Source organism: Hydrotalea sp. GW822-HT8A01 (assembly GCF_058798575.1).
Genome location: NZ_CM179506.1, coordinates 2,190,928 through 2,214,474, shown reverse-complemented (window position 1 = coordinate 2,214,474; position 23,547 = coordinate 2,190,928). Strand labels below are relative to the sequence as shown.

23 protein-coding genes and 1 tRNA gene are annotated in these 23,547 nt (G+C 35.2%); 11 read left to right on the top strand and 13 right to left on the bottom strand.

Annotated features, from left to right (window positions below; all coding sequences use genetic code 11):
• Positions 1–176 precede the first annotated feature (176 nt).
• From AC3QLY_RS09740 to rpsU, 3 genes are all read right to left on the bottom strand, one after another.
• On the bottom strand, positions 177–479 hold the full coding sequence (locus AC3QLY_RS09740) for an HPF/RaiA family ribosome-associated protein (RefSeq protein ID WP_074420170.1): 303 nt from the start codon (positions 477–479) through the stop codon (positions 177–179).
• A 167-nt stretch (positions 480–646) separates the two neighbouring features.
• On the bottom strand, positions 647–1,549 hold the full coding sequence (locus AC3QLY_RS09735; RefSeq protein WP_074420169.1) for a tyrosine-type recombinase/integrase: 903 nt from the start codon (positions 1,547–1,549) through the stop codon (positions 647–649).
• 62 nt (positions 1,550–1,611) lie between these two features.
• The gene (gene rpsU / locus AC3QLY_RS09730) at positions 1,612–1,809 is read right to left on the bottom strand and encodes a 30S ribosomal protein S21 (protein ID WP_068246832.1); all 198 of its coding nucleotides are present in this window, start codon (positions 1,807–1,809) and stop codon (positions 1,612–1,614) included.
• Positions 1,810–1,916: 107 nt separating this feature from the next.
• Between rpsU and AC3QLY_RS09725 the strand changes: the two genes are divergently transcribed.
• A complete protein-coding gene (locus AC3QLY_RS09725; protein ID WP_074420168.1) occupies positions 1,917–2,513 on the top strand; it encodes a riboflavin synthase in 597 nt (198 codons plus the stop codon).
• Between the two features lie 123 nt (positions 2,514–2,636).
• On the opposite strand, the gene AC3QLY_RS09720 is transcribed toward AC3QLY_RS09725, so the two are convergent.
• The gene (locus tag AC3QLY_RS09720; RefSeq protein ID WP_179853754.1) at positions 2,637–3,014 is read right to left on the bottom strand and encodes an RDD family protein; all 378 of its coding nucleotides are present in this window, start codon (positions 3,012–3,014) and stop codon (positions 2,637–2,639) included.
• Between the two features lie 148 nt (positions 3,015–3,162).
• On the opposite strand from AC3QLY_RS09720, the gene tyrS reads away from it, so the two are divergent.
• On the top strand, positions 3,163–4,449 hold the full coding sequence (gene tyrS, locus AC3QLY_RS09715) for a tyrosine--tRNA ligase (RefSeq protein ID WP_074420166.1): 1,287 nt from the start codon (positions 3,163–3,165) through the stop codon (positions 4,447–4,449).
• A 176-nt stretch (positions 4,450–4,625) separates the two neighbouring features.
• Here the strand turns inward: tyrS and AC3QLY_RS09710 are convergent, their stop codons facing one another.
• Complete coding sequence (locus tag AC3QLY_RS09710) at positions 4,626–5,222, bottom strand: SGNH/GDSL hydrolase family protein (RefSeq protein WP_492989704.1); 597 nt, start codon at positions 5,220–5,222, stop codon at positions 4,626–4,628.
• A gap of 149 nt (positions 5,223–5,371) precedes the next feature.
• On the opposite strand from AC3QLY_RS09710, the gene AC3QLY_RS09705 reads away from it, so the two are divergent.
• Both AC3QLY_RS09705 and AC3QLY_RS09700 read left to right on the top strand, forming a co-directional pair.
• The gene (locus AC3QLY_RS09705) at positions 5,372–5,821 is read left to right on the top strand and encodes an OmpA family protein (protein ID WP_074420165.1); all 450 of its coding nucleotides are present in this window, start codon (positions 5,372–5,374) and stop codon (positions 5,819–5,821) included.
• Between the two features lie 112 nt (positions 5,822–5,933).
• Positions 5,934–6,007 (top strand) — tRNA-Gln (locus AC3QLY_RS09700).
• Between the two features lie 97 nt (positions 6,008–6,104).
• Here the strand turns inward: AC3QLY_RS09700 and AC3QLY_RS09695 are convergent.
• Both AC3QLY_RS09695 and AC3QLY_RS09690 read right to left on the bottom strand, forming a co-directional pair.
• Positions 6,105–8,489, bottom strand: coding sequence for a M1 family metallopeptidase (locus AC3QLY_RS09695; RefSeq protein WP_074420176.1), 2,385 nt, complete (start codon positions 8,487–8,489; stop codon positions 6,105–6,107).
• 17 nt (positions 8,490–8,506) lie between these two features.
• On the bottom strand, positions 8,507–9,094 hold the full coding sequence (locus tag AC3QLY_RS09690; protein WP_074420164.1) for a HupE/UreJ family protein: 588 nt from the start codon (positions 9,092–9,094) through the stop codon (positions 8,507–8,509).
• 49 nt (positions 9,095–9,143) lie between these two features.
• Here AC3QLY_RS09690 and AC3QLY_RS09685 point away from each other — a divergent pair, with 49 nt between their 5' ends.
• The gene (locus AC3QLY_RS09685) at positions 9,144–9,632 is read left to right on the top strand and encodes a DUF6702 family protein (protein ID WP_074420163.1); all 489 of its coding nucleotides are present in this window, start codon (positions 9,144–9,146) and stop codon (positions 9,630–9,632) included.
• Here the strand turns inward: AC3QLY_RS09685 and AC3QLY_RS09680 are convergent.
• Both AC3QLY_RS09680 and AC3QLY_RS09675 read right to left on the bottom strand, forming a co-directional pair.
• Entirely contained in the window at positions 9,622–11,307 is a 1,686-nt protein-coding gene (locus AC3QLY_RS09680) for an ArnT family glycosyltransferase (RefSeq protein ID WP_074420162.1), read from the bottom strand. The genes AC3QLY_RS09685 and AC3QLY_RS09680 overlap by 11 nt on opposite strands.
• A gap of 413 nt (positions 11,308–11,720) precedes the next feature.
• Positions 11,721–12,206 carry a class I SAM-dependent methyltransferase gene (locus tag AC3QLY_RS09675; RefSeq protein WP_492989703.1) on the bottom strand — a complete coding sequence of 162 codons (486 nt, stop codon included), beginning with the start codon at positions 12,204–12,206 and terminating at the stop codon, positions 11,721–11,723.
• A 167-nt stretch (positions 12,207–12,373) separates the two neighbouring features.
• On the opposite strand from AC3QLY_RS09675, the gene glmM reads away from it, so the two are divergent.
• Positions 12,374–13,762: a phosphoglucosamine mutase gene (gene glmM / locus AC3QLY_RS09670; protein ID WP_288095827.1), complete on the top strand. Its 1,389-nt coding sequence runs from the start codon at positions 12,374–12,376 to the stop codon at positions 13,760–13,762.
• A gap of 110 nt (positions 13,763–13,872) precedes the next feature.
• A complete protein-coding gene (locus AC3QLY_RS09665) occupies positions 13,873–15,003 on the top strand; it encodes a cysteine desulfurase family protein (RefSeq protein ID WP_492989702.1) in 1,131 nt (376 codons plus the stop codon).
• Positions 15,004–15,099: 96 nt separating this feature from the next.
• On the opposite strand, the gene AC3QLY_RS09660 is transcribed toward AC3QLY_RS09665, so the two are convergent.
• Positions 15,100–15,669, bottom strand: coding sequence for a DUF6580 family putative transport protein (locus AC3QLY_RS09660; RefSeq protein WP_074420159.1), 570 nt, complete (start codon positions 15,667–15,669; stop codon positions 15,100–15,102).
• Positions 15,670–15,818: 149 nt separating this feature from the next.
• The gene (manA, locus tag AC3QLY_RS09655) at positions 15,819–17,042 is read right to left on the bottom strand and encodes a mannose-6-phosphate isomerase, class I (RefSeq protein ID WP_492989701.1); all 1,224 of its coding nucleotides are present in this window, start codon (positions 17,040–17,042) and stop codon (positions 15,819–15,821) included.
• Between the two features lie 134 nt (positions 17,043–17,176).
• On the opposite strand from manA, the gene AC3QLY_RS09650 reads away from it, so the two are divergent.
• The gene (locus AC3QLY_RS09650; protein ID WP_068246866.1) at positions 17,177–17,533 is read left to right on the top strand and encodes a YraN family protein; all 357 of its coding nucleotides are present in this window, start codon (positions 17,177–17,179) and stop codon (positions 17,531–17,533) included.
• 122 nt (positions 17,534–17,655) lie between these two features.
• On the opposite strand, the gene AC3QLY_RS09645 is transcribed toward AC3QLY_RS09650, so the two are convergent.
• Entirely contained in the window at positions 17,656–18,159 is a 504-nt protein-coding gene (locus AC3QLY_RS09645; protein WP_074420158.1) for a YkgJ family cysteine cluster protein, read from the bottom strand.
• A 225-nt stretch (positions 18,160–18,384) separates the two neighbouring features.
• On the opposite strand from AC3QLY_RS09645, the gene xerD reads away from it, so the two are divergent.
• Together xerD and AC3QLY_RS09635 are read left to right on the top strand one after the other, a co-directional pair.
• Positions 18,385–19,287 carry a site-specific tyrosine recombinase XerD gene (gene xerD / locus AC3QLY_RS09640; protein WP_492989700.1) on the top strand — a complete coding sequence of 301 codons (903 nt, stop codon included), beginning with the start codon at positions 18,385–18,387 and terminating at the stop codon, positions 19,285–19,287.
• A 62-nt stretch (positions 19,288–19,349) separates the two neighbouring features.
• Positions 19,350–20,192, top strand: coding sequence for a DUF2911 domain-containing protein (locus AC3QLY_RS09635; RefSeq protein WP_074420157.1), 843 nt, complete (start codon positions 19,350–19,352; stop codon positions 20,190–20,192).
• 99 nt (positions 20,193–20,291) lie between these two features.
• Here AC3QLY_RS09635 and AC3QLY_RS09630 read toward each other — a convergent pair whose 3' ends face one another.
• Positions 20,292–21,551 (bottom strand): aminotransferase class I/II-fold pyridoxal phosphate-dependent enzyme, encoded by a 1,260-nt coding sequence (locus AC3QLY_RS09630; protein ID WP_074418173.1) that lies wholly within the window; start codon positions 21,549–21,551, stop codon positions 20,292–20,294.
• 251 nt (positions 21,552–21,802) lie between these two features.
• Between AC3QLY_RS09630 and pafA the strand changes: the two genes are divergently transcribed.
• Positions 21,803–23,467, top strand: coding sequence for an alkaline phosphatase PafA (pafA, locus tag AC3QLY_RS09625; RefSeq protein WP_218836918.1), 1,665 nt, complete (start codon positions 21,803–21,805; stop codon positions 23,465–23,467).
• Positions 23,468–23,547: the final 80 nt, after the last annotated feature.

Here is a 23,547-nt window from a genome sequence, read left to right as displayed (position 1 = left end):
TTTTTTCGGGATGGCAAAGGTAATGGAAAACTTATTTCAACAAAATTCTTCTACAAAAATTTTTAATCAGTTTTCAACATTTCTGCAAAAGTACTGCTATTACTGAGCAATTAATTTAAAAATCGAATGCCACAATAGCAAAAAAAAGCCCTCTTTGCAGAGGGCCGGTAAAATTGTTAAGCAATGGTTAGCTTTTCTTTTTTTCGTTTAATTTGATTGATCATGGAATCAAACGCCATATCAAAAGACTCTTCGAATGATTTTGAAGAGGCTTTTACAAAAAAATTGTGTTTGGGAACATGAACGCGGATTTCAACAATCTTGTCTTTAATTTTATGAACTACATTATCCAATTTAAGAAAGACATCTACTTTTAAAACCTGATCATGAAAAGTGTTTAATTTTTCCGTTTTTTTAGTTACATAATCTAACAGTTTAAAATCTGCTTCAAAATGCACAGTTTGAATGTTGATGTTCATAGCAACACACGTTTAATGGTGAAAAAATAATGTAAAGAACTGTTTTAAATGATGTGTTTTTATACATCATCATTTCATGATAAATCTACTGCTTTCATTTTATAAAATAAAGCTAATTCGTCATTGTTTTTCTTAAAAAATTTTCCTATTGCTGGTGCCATAAAATTTCAGGCTTTAGGATGAGCTTTTTTGTGAATATCTTTTAGCTTTTCGATGGTGGTGTGGGTATACACCTGTGTTGCGGCTAAACTGCTGTGCCCCAATAGTTCTTTTACGGCATTTAAATCTGCACCATTGTTTAAGAGATGGGTTGCAAAAGTATGGCGTAGCACATGCGGACTCTTCTTTTGCATGGTTGTTACTGTACCCAATAAATTTTTAATGTTTTGATACACCTCTCTAGGTTGCAATGGTTTATTTTTTTTATTCACAAATACACAGGATTCAATAGTTCCAAACTGATGATGCTTTTCCTTCAGATACCCTTTTAACTGAGTCAATAAGGTATCATGAATGGGTATGATTCGTTCTTTGTTCCCCTTCCCTATTACTTTTATTTGTTGGTTGGCAGCATCAATTTGCATTTCTTTTAAATGTATTAACTCACTTAAACGAATGCCGGTAAAATAAAATAACTGTAAAACCAGAAAATTTGTTTTTTCATCCCAATTGGTGGTATCAATAGCTGTTTGTAACAATAATTCCATTTTGGATTCATCTACAAATGCAGGCAGCCTTTTTTTGGCTTTTGGAGAAATAATGGTTGCCATGGGCGGTTGCCGCAACAATCCCAATTTTTGAAGATGCTTGAAAAAAGATTTTAAAGTAGAAATTTTTCGATTGATGCTCTTGGACTCAAGTCCCTGTTCTTTTAAAAATGCAAGCCAACTTTTAATAAATGTGGGCTGAATATCGTTGATAGCCGGAGAATTAAACTGATTGATTTGAAAATGAAGAAATTGCTCCAAATCCTTTTGATAAGCTGCAACGGTATATTTTGAATATCGCTTCTCAAAACTGAGATATTCAATAAATTGTTGTAATTCAGGATATGTTTCAATTATAGACATAAAAAAGTAGCCTAAAATTAACTATCTCAGGCTACTAAATATATTTTGGGTATAAAAGCATTTTATGCTTCTATTTTTCCACTGGCAATTTTCTGCTTGTAGATTGCTTTTAACACAGTTTCTCTGCGTTTAACAGAGGGCTTTGTAAAAGTTTGACGCTCTCTTAATTTAAGCAGTGTTTTGCTTTTTTCAAACTTTTTCTTATACTTTTTCAGCGCCTTGTCAATGTTTTCGCAATCTTTTGAATCGATAATAAGCATAATAAAATATCTCCTTTTTTGAATGAATGGGTTGCAAAGATAATAGGTTCCGGTAAAATTCCAAATATCAAAATCATTTTTGTGTCTTTTCCATTTAAATTGCAGGCATGTTTACAGGAATTATTGAATGTACCGGCTATGTTGAAAAGATTGAAAAAAGTGGTACAAATACCATATTTTGGATCTCATCGCCACTTAGCAATGCTTTAAAAACCGACCAAAGTGTATCGCACAATGGTGTTTGCCTTACTATTGAGGCTGTTAAGGATAATTTGCATCGGGTTACCGCTATTGAAGAAACATTACAAAAAACCAATTTAAACCATTTACAACCGGGCGATATGGTGAATATTGAACGCTGTATGGTTATGAACGGACGTATAGACGGGCATTTGGTGCAGGGCCATGTAGATTGTACTGCCACTTGTACAGCAGTTCAAAACTTAAACGGAAGTTGGGAGTATTCTTTTCAGTTTCCTTCGGCACATGCAACATTGGTGATTGAAAAAGGCTCTATTTGTGTAAACGGCATTAGTTTAACCTGTTTTAATGTTACGGAAAACAGTTTTAAAGTAGCCATTATTCCTTATACATATGAACATACCAACATGTCAACTGTAACCATCAACACTGAAGTGAATCTTGAATTCGATGTAATTGGAAAATACATCTTAAGAATGGAAACGCTAAAAAAATTATCTTAAATCATTTTCCTTTTCCAAAAACATCTTATAAAATTTTTACAAAATCTTTACTTTAAGGTAATGCGCTCAAAATAGTTGGTGATTTTTTAGTTTAAAAAAATACAGTCATGTCTTTCCAAAAAATTAAGCTTCTACTACCCTGGTTTTACTTAAATAATCATGCAATGGCATTTCTAAAAAAGGAATAAAAAAAGCATCTATGATAGTTAACCGGATAATACTGCGCACAAATACAGGCCATATACCGGGTTTACCTCCCGATTGGGTTACCACCTTACTTCGTGAAAACCATTTTCCCGGTGTACGTGCAAAGATCCATTCAAACAAAAAATAATATACGAACACTACCAATCCAAATATTTCACCAAAACTATAAGGCGTGTATTCATAAAAAACAACATACCAATCCCATACTTTATTCAATAAATATGCGATAGAAAACACAAAAATTAAATCTACCAGAAAATTAAGCACCCGGGTACCAAAACCTACTATTTGCATATTGTTATTATTTTTATGATAGAACTTCCCACTGTGGCATCTTCCTGAATTATTGAACAGCATCAGCTGATTCATTTGCAAACATAACGCAACAATTACATTTATTCCGAACATCAAAGTAATTACTTTTGCGCAAATTGAATTTTGTATGAATCTAATGGAAGAATTGCAATGGCGTGGATTAATTCAGGATATAATGCCCGGAACCATTGAACAATTGAATAAGGAAATGACCTCGGCCTATATTGGTTTTGATCCTACTGCAGATAGTTTACATATTGGCAGTCTGGTGCCTATTTTATTATTGGTTCATTTGCAAAAAGCAGGGCATAAACCCTTTGCTTTAGTAGGCGGTGCAACAGGCATGGTGGGCGATCCGAGCGGAAAAAGTGAAGAAAGAAATTTGCTGAGTGAAGATGTTTTACAGCACAATGTGCAATGCGTAAAAAAACAGTTAGAAAAATTTTTAGACTTTGATACCACAAAGCCCAATGCCGCCGAAATGGTGAATAATTACGACTGGTTTAAAGACATGAGTTTTCTGCATTTTATCAGAGATGTAGGAAAGTATATTACCGTAAACTATATGTTGGCCAAGGATAGTGTAAAAAAACGGATAGAAAATGAAAATGGAATGAGTTTTACCGAATTTACCTATCAGTTGGTACAGGGCTATGATTTTTACTGGCTTTATACACACAAAAACTGCAAACTGCAAATGGGTGGCAGCGATCAGTGGGGTAATATTGTAACCGGAACTGAAATTATCAGAAAAAAAGCAGGCGGCGAAGCCTTTGCATTTACCTGCCCGCTGATAACCAAAGCAGATGGCGGTAAGTTTGGTAAAACTGAAAAAGGCAATGTTTGGTTAGATGCACAAAAAACTTCTCCCTATCAATTTTATCAATTTTGGATGAATGCCAGTGATGAAGATGCAAAAAAATGGATTAAAATATTTACGCTGCTACCAAAAGAAACCATTGAAAGCTTATTGGAAGCACATAACAAAGCGCCGAATGAAAGGATTTTACAAAAAAAATTAGCCGAATCATTAACCATTTTTGTGCATAGCAAAGCAGATTATGATTTTGCAGTGCAGGCGTCTGAAATATTATTTAATAATGAAACTGCTGATATACTGGCCAGCTTAAGTGAAAAGCAACTAATACAGGCTTTGGAAGGTGTGCCTACCATCACCATTTCAAAATCACAAATTGAAAACGGTTATGATTTATTAAACTTTTTAACTGAAACCAGTATTTTTCCCAGTAAAAGCGAAGCCAGAAAAATGTGGCAGAATGGTGGTATCCGCATCAATAAAAAGAAAATTGAAACCGATTATGTGCAGATTACAAAACAAGACCTTTTGCAAAACAAATACCTCCTCATTCAAAAAGGAAAAAAAAATTACTATTTAGCAGTTGTAAATGATTAGGATTTGAGTAGGCTTACTCAATTTTGTATTCATCTAAATTATTTAAAAAAGACAGTTTACTTTCAAACAAACTGTCTTTTTGTTTTATAAAAAACCGGGAATTTGAGCAATGGTTTGCCAAATATTTTCTGCTACCATCCTATTGCCGGTTTCATTTAAATGAACCCCATCTTTGGTTAAAACCCCCTGTCGGCATTGGTATGATTTTGTGCTGCAATACAATCAAATGCCGCTTTTCGCAAATCACAAAGTGGTACCTGGTAAGTGGTGGAAAGATTTCTGATAATACCATTGTATACATCAATATCATCATCTTGCCGGTTTTGACCTTGTAATTTTTCGCCAATGGATATAATGGTGCATAAAACCACAGGAATATTGGACGCCTGAAGTTTATTTAAAATGGCTTTGTAGAATTTTTCAAACTTATTGGCATCGGTACCTGTTCCGTGCGATACTTTATGCCATACATCATTTACGCCAATTAAAATAACTACCAAAGCAGGATTTTTATTCAAAACATCATCTTCTAACCGAAGGTATAAATCGTAAATTTTATTGCCACTAATACCTGCCCCCAAACAAGTTAGCTGAGATAAGCCATTTTGTACTATTTTTTCATTTAACAACTGCAAATAACCACCAGGCAACGTGCCAAATTCGGTAATTGAATCGCCGAAAAATAGAATTGTTTTTGTTTTTTTTGAAACTGTGTACGACATAAGCAACATTACAATTACAAATAATGCCAATAAAATTAGTTTACTTTCCATTTGGATACCCATCAGGGATGAATTAAAGATAACCTGTTGCAACGGAAATAAAAAAGATGTGAGATCATTTTTTAACCATAAAATCTATTCCATACAAAATAAATAGAGGAACTTAGTGTTTCTTTTATATTCAACACTAAAATTGATACATGTTAAAAAAAACACTTTTCTTACTGGGTATCATTTTTTCAGGACTTTTGGCAAAAGCTGTTGAACCAGATACCACCAGTGCCAGGGTATATTTTCAATTCAATAAACCCGATTTAACACCTGCTGCAAAATTAATTTTAAATGATGTACCGCCCGGCGATTCAAGTATTACTTTAACCAGAATTAGAATTTATGGTAATGCACTTTCTAAAGAAAAAAATACAAACCTTGCTGTTAAAAGAGCCAATAATATTAAAAAATATTTAATGCGAATTGGTATCAATCCGGCTATCATTTCAACATTTGCAGTTTCAGAAAATGGCACTGCACTCCCCCAGCAAAATGATGAAGTTGTTGTTACCATTTTAATTGATTACGATGCAGCGGTAATAGAAAGAACGATTATTATAAAATCACCCGCAAAACAAACTGATTATTTGAAAGATTGAAGCCTTATTGAAGTTGTAACCAGAAAATTCCCTTTTATTGTGATAAAATTTTTTGGAACAAACCAAAGGCTCCCCTATTTTTGCACCCCAATGTAAAAATTGGTGATAGGATTGGGTTATGGTGTAACGGTAGCACTACAGATTTTGGTTCTGTCTGTCTAGGTTCGAATCCTAGTAACCCAACCAAAAATAAGCCCTGGTAAATATTTCCGGGGTTTTTTATTGCAATAAAAAACCGAAGTATTGACAGTACTTCGATTTTTTGTTTTAATTTATTATGAAATCAATTTTTGGAAGATACTTTAATTTCCTGCATTGGATTAGGTGGTGTAACAGGGTTCCTTCTATTGATTAAACCTGCTTTAAATAATTCAAATTTAGTAGGCGCACTTACTTTTGGCCACGAATTATTACTTTCATCAATATCTGCAGTTTCGCGTAATGGGTCTAATTGCATTGATTTTACTGCCTGATTGGTAACAAATACTTTGGTTACCTCATTTTCATTTTTTCGCCAAATTTGTGCAGGTATTCTTTCAACAGCTGTGGTGCCATCTTCAAATGTGAATTGAAGAATGATGGGCATTACCAACCCGCCTTTATTTTTAAAAGTTATTTCATACAAGTGTTTACCCAGATAAGGCTTTAATTCATCCTGCGTAAACTTTTCTGCAGTACCGCTTGCAGGAAGTGTTACATGAATCGTTGAATCGTACGGAATGATACCGCGGTCATATTTCCAGTAAAAATCGCGGAGAGAGGTATCTGCATCGGTAAGAAAAGTAATGGAATTATTTTCCCTGTTCCTTATTTTAGAAATATCATCAAACTGAGGAACTGCAGGTTTGGCTAATGGCATTGTACGAACGCCATTTCGCTGCGGCATGGCACCTATTGAAGCAGCATCGACTACAGCATGTTTTACTGAATCAATGGCAATATCGCAGGGATCGGTACTGTAAAACCAACCTCTCCAAAACCAGTCTAAATCTTCACCGCTTGCATCTTCCATTGTCCTAAATAAATCGGCAGGTGTTGGATGTTTGAATGCCCACCGGCGTGCATATTCCCGGAATGCAAAATCAAACAACTCATGCCCCATAATAGTTTCGCGTAATATATTTAATCCGGTAGCCGGTTTGGTATATGCATTAGGGCCAAACTGAACAATATTTTCACTATTGGTCATAATAGGTTCTAACTGATCTTTAGGCAAGCGCATGTAATCGGTTATTGTCCAGGCGGCTCCTTTACGGGATGGAAATTTATTGTCATACAATTCTTCGGTGAGGTATTCAACAAAACTGTTCAGGCCTTCATCCATCCATGTCCATTGGCGTTCATCACTATTTACAATCATTGGGAAGAAATTATGCCCCACTTCATGAATTATCACACCTAACATGCCATTCTTAACGGCTTCGCTGTAAGTGCCATCTTTTTCGGTTCTTCCATAATTAAAACAAATCATAGGATATTCCATGCCATTGCTGGCTTCGATACTTTGTGCCACAGGATAGGGATATGGTATAGAAAATTTTGAATACGTTTTAATGGTATGTGCCACTACCCTGGTTGAAAATTTTCGGTATAATCCATATGCTTCTTTACCGTAAGCGCTCATACACATAATTTTTTTACCATCTATATAAGCAGGCATAGCATCCCAAATAAATTTTCGGGATGATGTCCATGCAAAATCGCGTACATTATCGGCTGAAAATATCCAGGTTTTGGTTGCAGATATTTTCCCTGTTTCAGCCTTTTTTGCCTCATCTAAGGTTACTATTTCAATCGGTTCTTTGGCAGTTTGTGCTTTGTTCCAACGTGCTAATTGATTGGACGACAAAACCTGATTATAGTTTTGGCAGGTGCCGGTTGCCATTACAATATGATCGGCAGGCACTGTCATTTGTACTTTAAAATTTCCAAAAGTTAATGCAAACTCGCCTCTGCCGGTAAACTGATGGTTTTGCCATCCTTGAAAATCGCTGTACACACACAAACGGGGATACCATTGCGTAATAGTAAATAAATAATTTCCATCTTCAGGAAAGTATTCATAACCACCACGGCCTCCCATTTGCATTCTGTCGGAAATTTTATAACTCCAGTTTATTTTAAAATTAAATTGCTGGCCTGGTTTTAAGGGGTGAGGCAAATCAATGCGCATCATGGTTTTATTGATGGTGTAAGGCAATGCCTTTCCTGTTGCCAGATTGATGACTGCATGAATTTTATCGCCATAACCATTATCTTCTTTCGATGTTTCTAATCTGTTAATCATGGCATTTGTCATGCGGTTATTCAGATAGCTGGCATCCTGATAATTGGCATTGTGCAAATTATTGTGTTCATTTTCATCTAACTGAATCCACAAATAGGTAAGCGCGTCGGGTGAATTGTTGTAATAGGAAATATTTTCCGTTCCGGTTAACATCAATTTTTTCTCATCTAATGAGCATTTTATATCATAATCGCAGCGTTGTTGCCAGTATTTAGGCCCCGGGGCGCCACTGGCCGTTCTGTACTCATTGGGTGTTGGTAAAATGGTGCCCAATTGTTCAAATTTGTTTCCATGGTTGGAACCCGGATTGTTTTGAATATTTTGTGCTGGCAAAACACGCCAACCAGGCAGTAATACCAGTAATAGTAGCCACTTTCTCATAGCATTTATGTTATTTTTTAAAAATGAAAAGGCATTCGTTGTAAACACATTTCTAAAGATAAGGCAATAATGACTGCCGACAAAAACAGCAAATAATCTCTTCGGTTAACGCTAAAAATTTGCACCATTATAAAAGCAATTACCAAAATAATGAGTACAATAATAAGTTGCCCAACCTCTAAGCCACAGTTAAAGGCAAATAATTGCCAAATAATGTTTTGATCTTTCCCCAATAAACTCTTTAAATAATTACTAAAACCCAACCCATGAATTAATCCAAAAAATAATGCAAAAAAATAAATAACCGGAAACTTTGCTTTGAACACAAATTTTTTCACAAAAAAATTACTAATGGCTGTAATTAAAATGGTAACAGGAATTAAAAACTCAATCCATCGTGCTGAAAAATGCACTACATTCAAAACACTTAAAGCAAGGGTAATAGAATGGCCAATGGTAAATGCGGTTACTAAAATTAAAATTTTTTTCCAATCTGCAAATTGATATCGGGTGCATAAAGCTGCAATAAACAGAATATGATCTAATGCAGTGATATTGGCAATATGTTCACGCCCTAATGTAAAATACAAATTAAAATCGCTCATGGCGTTCAATATAATACCGACATTTGTAATCACCAAAAAATTAAGATAAATGGTTGCTTTACTGTATAAATGGATATGGATTACCTGCATTACCGCCATGCACCCGTTTTATGTTTCGGTTATTGATTTGCATCACAATGCAAAAGAAAAAATGGTGGAAGTAAGTATTAGAATTTTTACAGATGATCTGGAACAGGTTTTAAAAAAACATTTTAATAAAAATGTAGACCTTACGCATCCTGCAAATAAAGCAGAAGTAAATAATATGATTCAACAATACATTACGCAGAAAATGAATGTTAAAATCAATAACGCATCTGTTCATTTAAAATATGTTGGGTACGAAATTCAAAAAGAAAGTGTGTGGAGTTACTTTGAGATAGAAAATATTCCATCCATCAAAAAAATGGATATAACATCAACGCTATTGTATGATTACCAGCCAACACAAGTAAATATTTTTCATGTAAACTGCAATGGTGAAGATAAAAGTTACAAGTTAGATAACCCGCAAAACGCTGTAAGCTTTACTTTTTAACCGTTTTTTTGAGGGGTGGTATTAAATCCACAATGGCATAGTGCTGCAATTCTTCCGGCCTGGTTTCCGGATTAAGAAAGTCAAAACTCAATTGTGTTACATGAAAATTATCGCCCCGGTGCAACACTTTGGCATAGGGAAATTTCTTTTCAATTATAGCAACACTATCAGCATTGGTTACAGCAACTTCGCCTTCTTTTAATCCATTTATGGTGGTGTCAGGAAAAATATATTGTCCATAAAAATAAAATGGATAGCCAGGATGTATGCCTGCAACAATCACCTTCGACTTGTCAATATGTTTGGCGTTGATAAACCCGGCTGCAGTATTGCCCATTTGGTATTGCAATAAAGCAGGATAGAATGCAGTATTTAAAAACACATTGATGCCGATAATGGTAAAGAATGCAATAACAGGTAACCGGTGAAAATGTAATTTTTTAGAATAAAAAAGCGAGTACATTAATAATAAACATAATGCAGATAATGTTGCTACAAATTTGGGTATATCTGAAAAAGGAAATGCCATTAATACAATTAATGCCAGCCAAAGCACAGTAAAAATAAGAAGGTGTAATAAAACCAGGATTCGCCGTAAATGCCTCCATTTATGTTCAAAAAACAAAGCATATAAAAACTTTGCAGTTACAATTGCTGCGAAAGGGAATGCTACAAAAATATAGTGTGGCAATTGTGCCTGGCTTCTGGCTAACACGCAATAGGTAATAATGAAGCCTCCGGTGGTAATCCACTCCTGCTGTTCAGTAAGTTTACCTTTTTGCTTTATAACTGTTTTTATTTCTAAAAACAATCCAACCAGAAAAAAAATAATCCATGGCGAAAAGCTCCACAACATATTTTGCAGTAAAAAGGTAAACTGATTCATTTCTCGGTTGGCATTCTCGCCGGTATAACGGCCAAAACTTTGCGTCCAGTAATAAAACCTCAATCCTGATGTGATATAATTTCCGCCTACCATTTTACCGGGATGCATATCAAACTGTTGGTACAATCCTATACTCATTGGCAATAATAGTATTGCTATTATTAGCAGGCCCGGAATGTATTCCCAACGATAGAACTGCTTCCATTCCCTACGTAAAATAAAATGGGGCAGAAATGCAAAAACCGGTACAAATAATGCTATAGGCCCTTTTGTAAGCATACCACCAGCAATAGCTATAAAGCCCAACACAAAATGAATATACTTTTTGTTTGTATACCATTCTGCCAATTGCCAGATACTGAAAATAACCCAACCCATTAACATGGTATCGGCTCTTACATCATGATTCATGAGGAAGAGTGCCTGACTGGCTGCCAGCACCATAGCACTCAGCATGGCTGTTTCTTTCTTATAATAAAGCAATGCCAACCGGTAAGTAGCATAAATAGCTACAATAGAAAATAAAACAGATGGCAAGCGATAAGCCCAATCATGAACACCGAAAATATACATACTTAATCCGGATAGCCAGAAAAGCATGGGTGGTTTATCTAAATAATCGTGGCCTAAATCATATACTTGCAGATAGCTTTTGCGGACAAACATTTCTCTGGAAATGGATGCATACTGCGCCGCATCAATATCCATTAGCGGAATTAAAAACATTCCCAATATATAAGTAAATATGCATAAACCTATTACAAATAATACAACATTTTTTTTCAACATACCTGCTGCCTTAATCCACCATTACAAATAAATCATTTGGTTGCAAAATACAGTTAAATAGTTACAGAAATATCAAAATAAAACACAAATATTACTGTATTGCTCCATTTTATTTGCGTAAAAATGGCAAGCATTATGCTGTAATGCTTGGGTTACTGATTTTTTTTGCAATGATAATTATACTGGGCAATTGCTTCAGGTGAAATGGCTCCAGTGCATAATTCCCAAAAACTTCCTAAATTTGCAAATGTTGGTAGGCCATTATTTCAGTAAAATCAACCAATGTAAACTTTGCAACTTTTTCGGTAAATAAATGCTTTAAGGTAGTATTGCCTTTTTCAGCTACCTGAATTTGTTTATAAAAATGTTCCGGACCCTACCAACGTGTAATATAAAAAACGAGATGATTGATTTCAATTTGCTCTGTTTTTTTTAAATAACTTTCTACATACTGAACATTCATATAATCTAAAAAAAAAAACACCATTCGGTTTTAGGCATTGAGCAATGGTACGGATAGCATTATTATGTTCTCTCAACGTTCTAAAAAAACCAAAACTGGTAAAAAAATTAAATGCAAAATCAAAATAATTTACATAAAAGGGCAGTCGCATATCATGCACAAAAAAATGTAACCTGTCATTTTCAAATTGCTTAGCTTCTACTATATTTTCTGGTGCCAAATCAATGCCGGTTACATCAAATCCTTTTTCGGCAAATATTTTACTATGACGCCCTTTTCCGCAGGCAACATCTAAAATAGTAGATGAAATAGCCGGTTTTAAATACTGCAGCAAATGAATAATCCATTCATTGGCCTCATCTTCATTTCTGTTTTGATATAATAAATGATAATATGGTGAATTAAACCAGTCTTTATACCAATTTCTTAAAGGCATCCACTAATTGCTATTAGTGAAGTTGCAAAATTACAAATAGAAAGTTGGTAATGATGTAAAACAAATGTTTGTAAACAATAAGGCCACTATAATTAAATTAATGAAAAAAATATGAATCAATTACTTAAATTTGCATTCCCCCTGCAGAGAAAATAAGCGAATAAAATATGGCATTAATCAAAAGTATTTCAGGCATTCGTGGCACCATCGGTGGCAAATCGGAAGATAATCTTAGCCCTTTAGATGTTGTAAAATATACTGCAGCATTTGGTACATGGCTATTGCAACAAAATCATTCAAATAAAAAAGTAGTAATTGGCCGCGATGGAAGAATTAGCGGTGCAATGGTTCAGGAATTGGCTATGGCTACACTCATGGCATTGGGTATAGATGTTGTAGATGCAGGTTTAAGCACTACCCCTACCATTGAAATGGCGATTCAGTTTGAAAACGCAGCCGGTGGAATGATCATCAGTGCCAGCCACAATCCCAAAGAGTGGAATGCTTTAAAACTATTCAATCATCAAGGTGAATTTATTTCGGCAAGTGATGGCGCTATTGTTTTATCCATTGCAGAAAAAAATGAATTTGTATTTGCACAGGTAGATAAATTAGGTAATAAAACCATTCATACAAACTTTATAGCACAGCATATACAAGCAATTATAGATTATCCGTTGGTAGATGTGGCTTCGATTAAGAAGAGAAAATTTAAAGTAGTGGTTGATGCCATTAACAGCACCGGTGCTATTGCAGTACCTGCTTTATTACAGGCTTTGGGTATTAAAGAGACCGACATTATTATATTGAATGAAACAGTAAATGGAAAATTTGCACATAATCCCGAGCCATTACCACAACATTTGCAGGAATTATGTAATGCAATAAACAAACACAAGGCTGATATTGGTATAGCAGTAGATCCTGATGTAGACAGGCTTTCATTTGTATGTGAAGATGGCAGTTTATTTGGCGAAGAATATACATTGGTAGCCATTGCAGATTATGTATTAAAGAACAGGAAAGGCAATACCGTTAGCAACATGTCGAGCACCAAAGCATTGAAAGATGTTACATTAAAACATGGTGGCATGTACTACCCTTCTGCTGTTGGCGAGGTAAATGTAGTTACAAAAATGAAAGCAGTAAATGCCGTAATTGGGGGTGAAGGCAATGGCGGCGTAATAGTGCCCGATTTGCATTATGGCCGCGATGCTTTAATTGGCATTGCTTTATTTTTAACTTATTTGGCTAAAGAAAAGAAAAGTGTAAAACAACTACGCAATATTTATCCCAACTATTTTATCAGTAAAAATAAAATTGAGCTTGAACAAGGATTTGATATTAAAAAAATATTTGAGCAGATTACAAAGAAATATAAAAAATATTCCATCAATACAGAAGATGGTTTAAAAATCGAATTTGAAAATGACTGGGTGCACCTTAGAACCAGCAATACAGAACCCATTATTCGTATTTATGCGGAAAGCAACTTTGAAACTACTGCCGATAATATTGCCAAAAGAATGATGCAGGACATCCGTGAAGTAATGTAATACAACTTCAAATGCTTGTAAAAGCTCTTATTAACACTGTGATAAGAGGTTTTTTTGTAAGAAACTGTACAGTATATACCTTTACTGTTTAACTGAATAACGATTACCCGATGAGTAAAAGAATTTATTTCGATAATGCAGCCACTACCCCTATCGATCCCGAGGTTTTAGCGGCAATGATGCCTTATTTAACTGAACATTTTGGAAATCCCTCTTCAATATATAGCTATGGCAGAGAAACACGCATGGCAATAGAAAATGCCCGAAAATTGGTAGCAAAAATTTTAAATGCCCATCCTGCAGAAATATTTTTTACAAGCGGAGGTACTGAAAGCAGCAACACTGCTATTAATGCCGCAGTATACGATTTAGGATGTACACATATTATTACATCGCCTATTGAACACCATGCTACTTTGCATACTGTTGAAAAATTACACCATCAACATAAAATAAAACTGAGTTATGTAAATATTCTGGAAAACGGCCATGTTGATTTGCAGCACTTAGAGCAAATTTTAACCAGTTCAACCGAAAAATGTTTAGTTACGCTGATGCATGCCAACAATGAAATTGGAAATATCACCAATATTGCATGGATAGGAAATATTTGCAAAAAATACAATGCAATATTTCATAGTGATACCGTGCAAACCGTTGGTCATTTTCCATTTAATTTAAGAGAATTACCCGTTCATTTTATTACCGGCGCGGCTCATAAATTTCATGGGCCCAAAGGGGTTGGTTTACTTTACATTAATGAAAATATAAAAATAAACCCCTTTATACAAGGTGGTGCACAAGAAAGAAATATGCGTGCAGGAACTGAAAATGTGTATGGTATTGTAGGGTTTGCAAAAGCATTGGAAATTGCTACGGAAAATTATCCAACCCAAAGTAAATACATCAGAGGGCTAAAGCAGTATATGATGCAGCAGCTACAACAGCATATCAAGGGCATCAGTTTTAATGGTGATACTTCTGATGAAAGTCTGTACACCGTTTTAAATGTAAGCTTTCCGAAAACTGAAAAAAGTGAGATGCTGTTATTTAATTTAGATATTCATCACATCTGTGCCAGCGGTGGCAGCGCCTGCACCAGCGGTGCCGATCAGGGAAGCCATGTTATCAGGGTATTTAATAATAATCCAAATAAAGTCGCCGTTCGGTTTTCTTTTAGCCGGCACAACTCAAAAGAAGAGATTGATGAAGTGATTCAACAATTACAACAATTTATATAACAGGAACGAAATCATTATTAAGAAACCGGCTTCCCATTTTAGAAGCCGGTTTCTTAATGATATAATGTGCAGATGTTGTGGTATTTACTTCAACTATTATTGCATCTTAATAGCCAGTTTTTTTCTTAATAAAGCATGATAAATTATTAATAGCATTGGTACAAATAATAATGTAGCCATTAATGAATTTTTATAAAAAGGCAACCCATCTACCATACAAAGCCATAAACCGGAAGCGTTCATTGGGTGGTTATATCCGCCGTGTGTAGCCCAAACCGTAAAATTAGAAAGCAAAAAGTAAACTGTAGGACCGGCTAATGCCCCAAACACCAAGGTTGTATAATTTTTACCTTTTAATAGCCACCCTGCTAGTACTAATACACTTAAAAACAAATAATTTAGCAATTGATAACTATAAAAACCTGGAAAAGGAAACTGTCCGGTTACATACAAAAGCTGAATCATGATATCACTGCCCAATAAAGCGAATAATGGAAAAATAAAAGTGAAATGCTTTTGATGCACCATCATACCAGATACAAGGGCAACCGCCATAATCGGCGAAAAACCACTCCATTGTATACTATTGGCAAAAATAATTTTGCAGAAAACTGTTAACAGTAAAACAATTCCTGCATAAATCATATTCTTTTTTGAAAATTGCATATTGCTGATTTAAAGGTTCATATAAAATAGCATAAAAAACAGGCAATCAGCTCCAGCATACACACAGTTGATAATTTTGCCCATTCAATAAAAACAAAAATAAGCAATTTGAAGGTTTTATACGCTTTTTAACTATAAAATTGATACTCTTAAATAGGAACAAATGCTTTAAACAACAATACCCTGCCACTACTGGATATAGAATATTCTGTATTGGGAATTATGAAACAGGCTTCGCCCTGTTTAATTACTTTATTTTTTCCATTGGTGCTGCTGATAATAAAACCACCTTCTACCGCAATAATAATTTCGGGAGAGGCTGCATAAGCTGTGTATTGATTGGCTCCTTCCCATTCTATTTTATGAATGCCAAAATCAGGCACCGGGCATGGATAATTGAATTCAAGTACGTTTCTTTCAATTTGCTTTCCAGTTAAAATTTCCGGTATAACGGGTTGAAAAATGGTATGTTTCAATAATTCCGGCACATCTATATGTTTAGGTGTTAAACCCGCCCGCAAAACATTATCGCTATTGGCCATTAGTTCTACATTTTGCCCCTCTAAATAAGCATGTGGAATACCAGCTTTTTGGAATATTCCCTCCCCTTTTTTTAATTGTACGATATTAAAAAAGTAAATAGAAAAAATGCCACGGTCAATATTTTCAATTGCTTCTTTTCCTTCATATAACTTAGCTACCCACCAACCCGGATCGTTTTTGGTAAGAAGGCCTTCTGCTTTTTTATGCAGCTCTTTTCGAATCAATGTATTTAATTTATTATTAATATATTTTTGTTCCATTTCCATCACTAACTGATACAATGCTTTGTAGCCCTGCTTTTTAAACAGGGGCAATAAAACGCTTAACTCAAATGTATTGGCCAAAACAGACTCAATTGCTGCAGCACTTTTAAAGCCATGCAACAACCAAAATGTTTCGCTGAGTGCAACCATCACTTCAGGCTTGTGGTTTTTGTCTTTATAATTCCGATGCGGCGCATGAATGGGAATGCCTGCCTGTTCTTCTGACTCAAATCCTTTGATGGCATTTTCTTTTGTAGGATGCACCTGAATGGAAAGCATTTCTCTTACATCCAAAACTTTCAATAAATAGGGTAACTCGCCAAATTTAGCCTGAATGGCCGGGGTTAACACTCTGTTTGGATCCTGTTGTATGAATTGTAACAAACTAACCGATGCTCCATCATCCAAAATAATTTCTGCAGCGGCACTGGGATGTGCACCCAGCCAATATTCGGCATAGGGTTCACCATTGGTATTTTCAATTCCGAGCAGTTTCGAAATATATGTATAGCCGCCCCAGGCATAATGCTGAATTTTACCTTTTAATTTATAAATATTATCTTGCATTTGTTCGTTTTTTTCTTTGAAAGAAGCAGAAGCCGATTTTACACTTTTGCATCCTAAAATATTTTTCAATTAACGCTGTTTCATCAAATGCTAATCTATGCTTTCCATCTGTTTATAAAAATAATTTTATTCACATGAGCCATCAAAAAGAAATAGGAAATCTTGGAGAAAATTTAGCAATCAGGTATATTCTTGAAAATGGTTTTCAGTTATTGTATCAAAACTGGAGGTATAAATATTGGGAAGTAGATATCATTGCTTTAAAAAATAATACCATTCACTTTATAGAGGTAAAAACCAGGCAACAATCGCCTTTTGGGTTTCCGGAAGATAGTATTCAGCAACCAAAAATGGATGCTCTGAAAAAGGCTGCCTCGGCATTTATGGAACAACATCCACAATGGGAACAGCTTCAGTTCGATGTAATTGCCATTACCCTTCAGCAACAGCAGGTGATTGAAATTTATTGGATAGAAGATGTGTTTTTTTAAGTTCAATTGAAAGTATCACTTTTTTTACATTTAAACTTTGGGGCAATTTTTCTTAAATTTAAGCAATAGATTCACTTTCTTTAAATTTTAAAAAGGAACGATAAGTCTTAAACAAGCAAACATCAGGAGGGCAACTGCTCCATCATTTTTTCAACCATTTTATAAGTAGCCGGACAATAAGCAACATTTTGTTGATGTACGTGAATATATTGTACTACCGGCTTTTTGGCCAAATGCGGGAAACCGGCACAACTTTGTGGGCGTACAGAATATATACTGCACTTATTATCTTTTAAATTTAAAAACTGGCAGGGTTGTTTGTTATTCACCCAGTCTTTGTCTTTTTTATCAAAATGCAACCAATAATCTTTCATTTCTGCAACACTTATATTTAAATAAGCAGCAATTCGCTTCATGTCGGCAGTTGTAAAAGTAGGTGTCATTGTTTTACAACAATTGGCACAGCTAAGGCAATCAATTTCATTCCACACAGCTGTATCTAACATTACCACCAATTTATTTAAAGATGTGGGTGCCTTTTTTTCTATTTTACCTAAATATTTTTTAAAAGCAGATTTATGATAACGAACTTTTTGTTTAAATGAACGGAGATTAACAGGTTGCATAAATGTGAAATAAATTGTTTTAGAAAGTATTAACGGTAAAAATATTGTGGATTGAGCAATTACTGAAATAAATATTACAAGATTGATAGAATTGACCCTGCTTAAAAAAGCACTACTATCGCCACTTTACTGCTTCATCTTCTAAAAATGATATCAAATACTAAACAGCTAAAAATATTGTATTTTTATGGGTTGTAACCTGCAATGATGCAACAATGAAATGTTATGTGGGAAGCATATAAAAAAGGATTTAAAACCTATTTACAATTAGAGCGCTCATTAAGTGAACATTCGGTTGAGGCGTATTTGCGTGATGTTGATAAATTAACTCAATACATTCAATTACAATCAACACCTAAAACCCCGGCCGACATTCAATTAAATGACCTGCAACATTTTTTGGAATGGATTGGCAATTTAGGAATGCTGGCCACATCGCAGGCCAGAATTATTTCAGGCATTAAACAATTTTATAAATACTGCTTAACTGAACAAATTGTAATTACAGATCCTTCCACACTTTTAGAGGCACCTAAAACAAAAAGAAGTTTACCTGATGTACTCAGCTTTGAAGAAATTGAAAGCATTATTGCTCAAATTGACTTAAGTACACCAGAGGGTACCCGCAATAAAGCTATAATAGAAACCATGTATAGTTGCGGATTAAGGGTAAGTGAAGTAATTAATTTAACCATCAGCCATATTTATTTTGATGTTGAATTTATACGTGTTACCGGAAAAGGCAATAAAGAACGCCTTGTGCCCATTGGTGCACCTGCTTTACGGTACATTCAATTATATATGGAAACCATCCGCAAACACCTTCCCATCCAAAAAGGTTTTGAAGATATTTTATTTTTAAACAGAAGAGGCAAGAGCCTAAGTAGAATCATGATTTTTTATATTATAAAAGGTCTGGTTTTAAAAGCAGGAATTCAAAAAAATATTTCACCCCATACTTTCCGCCATTCTTTTGCCACACATTTAATTGAAGGAGGAGCCGATTTAAGGGCCATTCAGGAAATGCTGGGGCATGAAAGCATTACCACAACAGAAATATATACCCACTTAGATCGTAATTTTTTAAGAACCACTTTACAGGCTTTTCATCCTGCCTTTAAAAATTAACAACAAAAGCTGGTATATTCAACAAACGTTTAATAGGTTTGCAGCACATTAAACACTATTATATGAAAAAAACATTGTTTGCAGTCCTTGCTTTACTGACTGTACAATTTGGTTTTAGCCAAATAAAAGTACCCGCAGCAAGCCCTACAGAAACCATTATCCAGGATTTTGGTATGGGCAGATTAGAATTAACGTACTCAAGACCCAATTTAAGAGGTAGAAATGTTTTTAAAGAAAACAGTGAATTAGCACCATTGGGAAAAGTTTGGCGTACAGGTGCCAATGCTTCAACCAAATTAAAAGTAACCGACGAAATTGATTTGGCCGGTAACAAATTGGATTCAGGTACCTACGCCATTTTTACCATCCCGGGTAAAAAAAAATGGACCATTATCATCAATAAAGACTCAAAGAATTGGGGAACGGATTATGCGCAGGCCGATGATATATTCCGGTTTACAGTTCCTGCAGAAAACATGAAAGAAACGATGGAAACTTTTACCATGCAATTTACCAACATACAACCCGAAAGTTGTGAGCTGCATTTAATGTGGGGTAATGTGGCAGTAAAAGTGCCCATTATTACGCATATTGTAAGCCGGCTGAATGCACAGTTTGAGCAGGCGCTGCAAGCAGATAATGTTAACCCCAATCTCTATTTTGCAGCAGCTAATTTTTATTACGATATAGCCAAAGATTACAATAAAGCTTTAACCAACGTTACCAAAGCAACTGAAAATAATCCTAAAGCCTATTATATGTTTTTATTAAAAGCAAAAGTTGAAAAAGCCATTGGCGATAAAGCCAGTGCTAAAGCTGATGCTGAAAAATGCATGCAATTGGCCACCGAAGCCAAAAATGATGATTATGTGCGTGGTGCCAATATGCTGTTGAAATCATTATAATTTAGATTAATGCATTATTAAGTGTTCATTTACCCATAAAAAAGCTGCTGTCACTAATTTGAGAAACAGCAGCTTTTATTTTTTAAGCTATTGGAAAACTTAATGCACTTCTGCCATATCTGGAATAGCATCAACTTTATAAACACCTGCATCTAACTTAGCCTTGGTTTCGCTAAATGCTTGTAAAGTTTCCTGAATATCTGCATCGGTATGCGCAGCAGTAGGTATTAACCTGTAAATGATGTGTCCTTTGGGAATAACAGGATACACCACAATAGAACAGAAAATATGATAGTTTTCACGTAAGTCCATTACCATTGCAGTTGCCTCTTCTACCCCACCTTTCATGTAAACGGGAGTAACTACTGAATCGGTATTCCCAATATCAAAACCTCTTTCTTTTAATCCCTTTTGCAATTGAATGGCATTACTCCACAATTTTGCCTTCATTTCAGGCATATTTCTTAACATTTCCAAACGCTTCAAATTACCAATTACAATAGGCATTGGTACACTTTTGGCAAAAATTTGAGAACGGATATTATAGCGGATATAATCTATAATTGCTTTAGGCCCTGCCATAAAAGCACCAATAGAAGCCATTGATTTGGCAAAAGTTGAAAAATATAAATCAATTGCATCCTGACAACCCTGTTCTTCACCTGCTCCAGCACCGGTTTTACCCAAGGTACCAAAACCGTGGGCATCATCTACCAGCAATCTAAACTCAAATTGTTTTTTAAGTGCAGCAATTTCTTTTAATTTTCCCTGATCGCCGGCCATTCCAAATACACCTTCTGTAATTACTAAAATACCGCCGGCATTTTGCTTTTCAATTAAAGCAGTAGCCCTCACCAATTGCTTCACTAAATCTTCAATATCATTGTGTTTGTAAACATAACGGTGGCCGGTATGTAAACGCAAACCATCTATAATACAGGCATGGCTTTCTGCATCATACACAATTACATCATGCCTGCTGCAAAGCGCATCAATTGCACTCATAATACCCTGATAACCATAATTCATCAGAATGGCATCTTCTTTCTGTTCAAACGCTGCTAATTCTTGCTCTAACTGTTCATGGTAATTGCTGTTACCACTCATCATTCTTGCGCCCATTGGTGCAGCCAATCCAAATTGTTTGGCAGCTTCAGCATCGGTTTTTCTGATTTCAGGATGATTGGCTAAACCTAAGTAATTATTCAGGCTCCAAACAATCATTTCTTTACCACGAAATTGCATTCTATTGCTTATTTCTCCATCTAATTTAGGAAATGCAAAATAACCATGTGCTCTTTCCCGATGCTGGCCAAGAGGGCCATAATGTTTTACTAATCTTTCAAAAATGTCTGCCATGCCTAATTTTTATTTTAAATGAGGAATGCTTCAGGAGGTTGCCAACAAAGCAATATTGATTGATTGGTTGGTAAACAAAAACCCAACATATTTGCTACAACACTGAAATATATTCGGCTGCAAAATTAATAAATTGGTAAGATGAAGGAATAAAAAAGATTTTTTAATTACCATATACACCGATTTATACAATAAATTAATAGCTGCAAAAAATCAGGCAACTTATCTTTAACACCTTAAATATGGAAAAAATGAATAGAAAAAGTTTATTAATTGCTCTGGGATTTATGGTGTTATCCATTCCGCAGTTGCATGCACAGCCAAAGATGAACAATACACAAACGGCAACTATTGCAAGACCAAAATTAATAGTAGGAATTATTGTAGACCAAATGCGGTGGGATTATTTGTACCGCTTTTATAATGTATATGAGCCCAATGGCGGTTTTAAACGATTGTTGCATCAGGGATTTTCCTGTGATAATACTTTAATGCCTTATGTGCCAACGGTTACGGCTGTGGGCCATACTTGTGTGTATACCGGCAGTGTACCTGCTTTAACAGGCATTACAGGCAATAACTGGTTTGATAACAACATCTTAAAAAACGTGTATTGTACTGATGACGCCGGTGTTGCTACAGTTGGCAGTATTACCAAAGCAGCCGGTGAAATGAGCCCACGCAATTTATGGGTTACTACCATAACCGATGAATTACGCCTCGCTTCTAATTTTAAAAGTAAAACAATTGGTATTTCCATTAAAGACAGAGGAGCTATTTTGCCTGCAGGACATGCCGCCAATGCAGCCTACTGGTACGATTACCAAACCGGCAATTTTATAACCAGTACCTATTACATGAATCAATTACCTGAATGGTTAACTAATTTTAATAATAAAAAATGGGTAGATACTTATTATGAAAAAAGATGGTCGCCCATTTTACCGCAATCAACCTATCAGCAACTGTGTGATGTTGATGAAAACAATTATGAAGGCAAGCCTTTTGGAAAAGATGAGAAAGGATTGCCGTATGATTTGTCAAAATTCAAAGGAAAAGATTACAGTAAAATTGCCAGTACACCTTATGCCAATGATTTGTTAGAAAACTTAGCCGAAACCACCATTGCCAACGAGCAAATGGGGAAAGGCAACGAAACAGATTTTTTGGCAGTAAGTTTTTCAAGCACCGATTATATTGGCCATGCATTTGGACCCAATAGCTGGGAATTATTAGATACCTACGCCCGTTTAGATAAAACATTGGGTAAATTATTGGATTATTTAGATAAAACCGTTGGTAAAAATCAATACACTCTGTTTTTAACTGCCGACCATGCCGGTGCACAAATTCCTGAATTTTTAACCAAACACAATATTCCCGGCGGCAGGGCTGATGATCGTGATTTAATGAAAGAATTGAATCAACATTTAGCAGCACAATTTCACCAACCCAATTTAATTCATGCTATTTGGGAATTTGATATTTATTTAAATCATGGTTTAATAGATTCACTGCAACTGAATCAGGCTGCTATTGAAAAAAATATTGCACAATATTTACAAACAGATAACCGAGTGTTAACTGTTGTAAACAAAACCACTGCTGCAACTGCTTCTTTACCTGTCAGTATCAGAGAAATGATTGTAAATGGATATACACCCAAAAGAAGTGGCGATTTACAGATAGTGATGAAATCCGGCGTTATGGATGCCGGAAAAACCGGTATGAGCCATGGCGTTTCTTATACTTATGATACCCATATTCCTTTGTTATGGTTTGGATGGGGCATACAGAAAGGCCATACCAACAAAACTACTTACATGACCGATATTGCCGCAACTTTAGCTGCATTATTAAAAGTTCAAATGCCCAGCGGTTGCATTGGAAAACCCATTACAGAAGCCTATCAATAAAATTTCAACTTGCTGATAAAAAAGCAGTGCTCCTAATGGAACACTGCTTTTTTAGTTTTATCAATGCGATAAGCATAAGC

Excerpts from the sequence above, each read along its gene's own strand:
- AC3QLY_RS09740 (WP_074420170.1), bottom strand. The coding sequence starts at position 479 with ATGAACATCAACATTCAAACTGTGCATTTTGAAGCAGATTTTAAACTG.
- AC3QLY_RS09735 (WP_074420169.1), bottom strand. The coding sequence starts at position 1,549 with ATGTCTATAATTGAAACATATCCTGAATTACAACAATTTATTGAATAT.
- rpsU (WP_068246832.1), bottom strand. The coding sequence starts at position 1,809 with ATGCTTATTATCGATTCAAAAGATTGCGAAAACATTGACAAGGCGCTG.
- AC3QLY_RS09725 (WP_074420168.1), top strand. The coding sequence starts at position 1,917 with ATGTTTACAGGAATTATTGAATGTACCGGCTATGTTGAAAAGATTGAA.
- AC3QLY_RS09720 (WP_179853754.1), bottom strand. The coding sequence starts at position 3,014 with ATGCAAATAGTAGGTTTTGGTACCCGGGTGCTTAATTTTCTGGTAGAT.
- tyrS (WP_074420166.1), top strand. The coding sequence starts at position 3,163 with ATGAATCTAATGGAAGAATTGCAATGGCGTGGATTAATTCAGGATATA.
- AC3QLY_RS09710 (WP_492989704.1), bottom strand. The coding sequence starts at position 5,222 with ATGGAAAGTAAACTAATTTTATTGGCATTATTTGTAATTGTAATGTTG.
- AC3QLY_RS09705 (WP_074420165.1), top strand. The coding sequence starts at position 5,372 with ATGTTAAAAAAAACACTTTTCTTACTGGGTATCATTTTTTCAGGACTT.
- AC3QLY_RS09695 (WP_074420176.1), bottom strand. The coding sequence starts at position 8,489 with ATGAGAAAGTGGCTACTATTACTGGTATTACTGCCTGGTTGGCGTGTT.
- AC3QLY_RS09690 (WP_074420164.1), bottom strand. The coding sequence starts at position 9,094 with ATGAGCGATTTTAATTTGTATTTTACATTAGGGCGTGAACATATTGCC.
- AC3QLY_RS09685 (WP_074420163.1), top strand. The coding sequence starts at position 9,144 with ATGGTTGCTTTACTGTATAAATGGATATGGATTACCTGCATTACCGCC.
- AC3QLY_RS09680 (WP_074420162.1), bottom strand. The coding sequence starts at position 11,307 with ATGTTGAAAAAAAATGTTGTATTATTTGTAATAGGTTTATGCATATTT.
- AC3QLY_RS09675 (WP_492989703.1), bottom strand. The coding sequence starts at position 12,206 with ATGCCTTTAAGAAATTGGTATAAAGACTGGTTTAATTCACCATATTAT.
- glmM (WP_288095827.1), top strand. The coding sequence starts at position 12,374 with ATGGCATTAATCAAAAGTATTTCAGGCATTCGTGGCACCATCGGTGGC.
- AC3QLY_RS09665 (WP_492989702.1), top strand. The coding sequence starts at position 13,873 with ATGAGTAAAAGAATTTATTTCGATAATGCAGCCACTACCCCTATCGAT.
- AC3QLY_RS09660 (WP_074420159.1), bottom strand. The coding sequence starts at position 15,669 with ATGCAATTTTCAAAAAAGAATATGATTTATGCAGGAATTGTTTTACTG.
- manA (WP_492989701.1), bottom strand. The coding sequence starts at position 17,042 with ATGCAAGATAATATTTATAAATTAAAAGGTAAAATTCAGCATTATGCC.
- AC3QLY_RS09650 (WP_068246866.1), top strand. The coding sequence starts at position 17,177 with ATGAGCCATCAAAAAGAAATAGGAAATCTTGGAGAAAATTTAGCAATC.
- AC3QLY_RS09645 (WP_074420158.1), bottom strand. The coding sequence starts at position 18,159 with ATGCAACCTGTTAATCTCCGTTCATTTAAACAAAAAGTTCGTTATCAT.
- xerD (WP_492989700.1), top strand. The coding sequence starts at position 18,385 with ATGTGGGAAGCATATAAAAAAGGATTTAAAACCTATTTACAATTAGAG.
- AC3QLY_RS09635 (WP_074420157.1), top strand. The coding sequence starts at position 19,350 with ATGAAAAAAACATTGTTTGCAGTCCTTGCTTTACTGACTGTACAATTT.
- AC3QLY_RS09630 (WP_074418173.1), bottom strand. The coding sequence starts at position 21,551 with ATGGCAGACATTTTTGAAAGATTAGTAAAACATTATGGCCCTCTTGGC.
- pafA (WP_218836918.1), top strand. The coding sequence starts at position 21,803 with ATGAATAGAAAAAGTTTATTAATTGCTCTGGGATTTATGGTGTTATCC.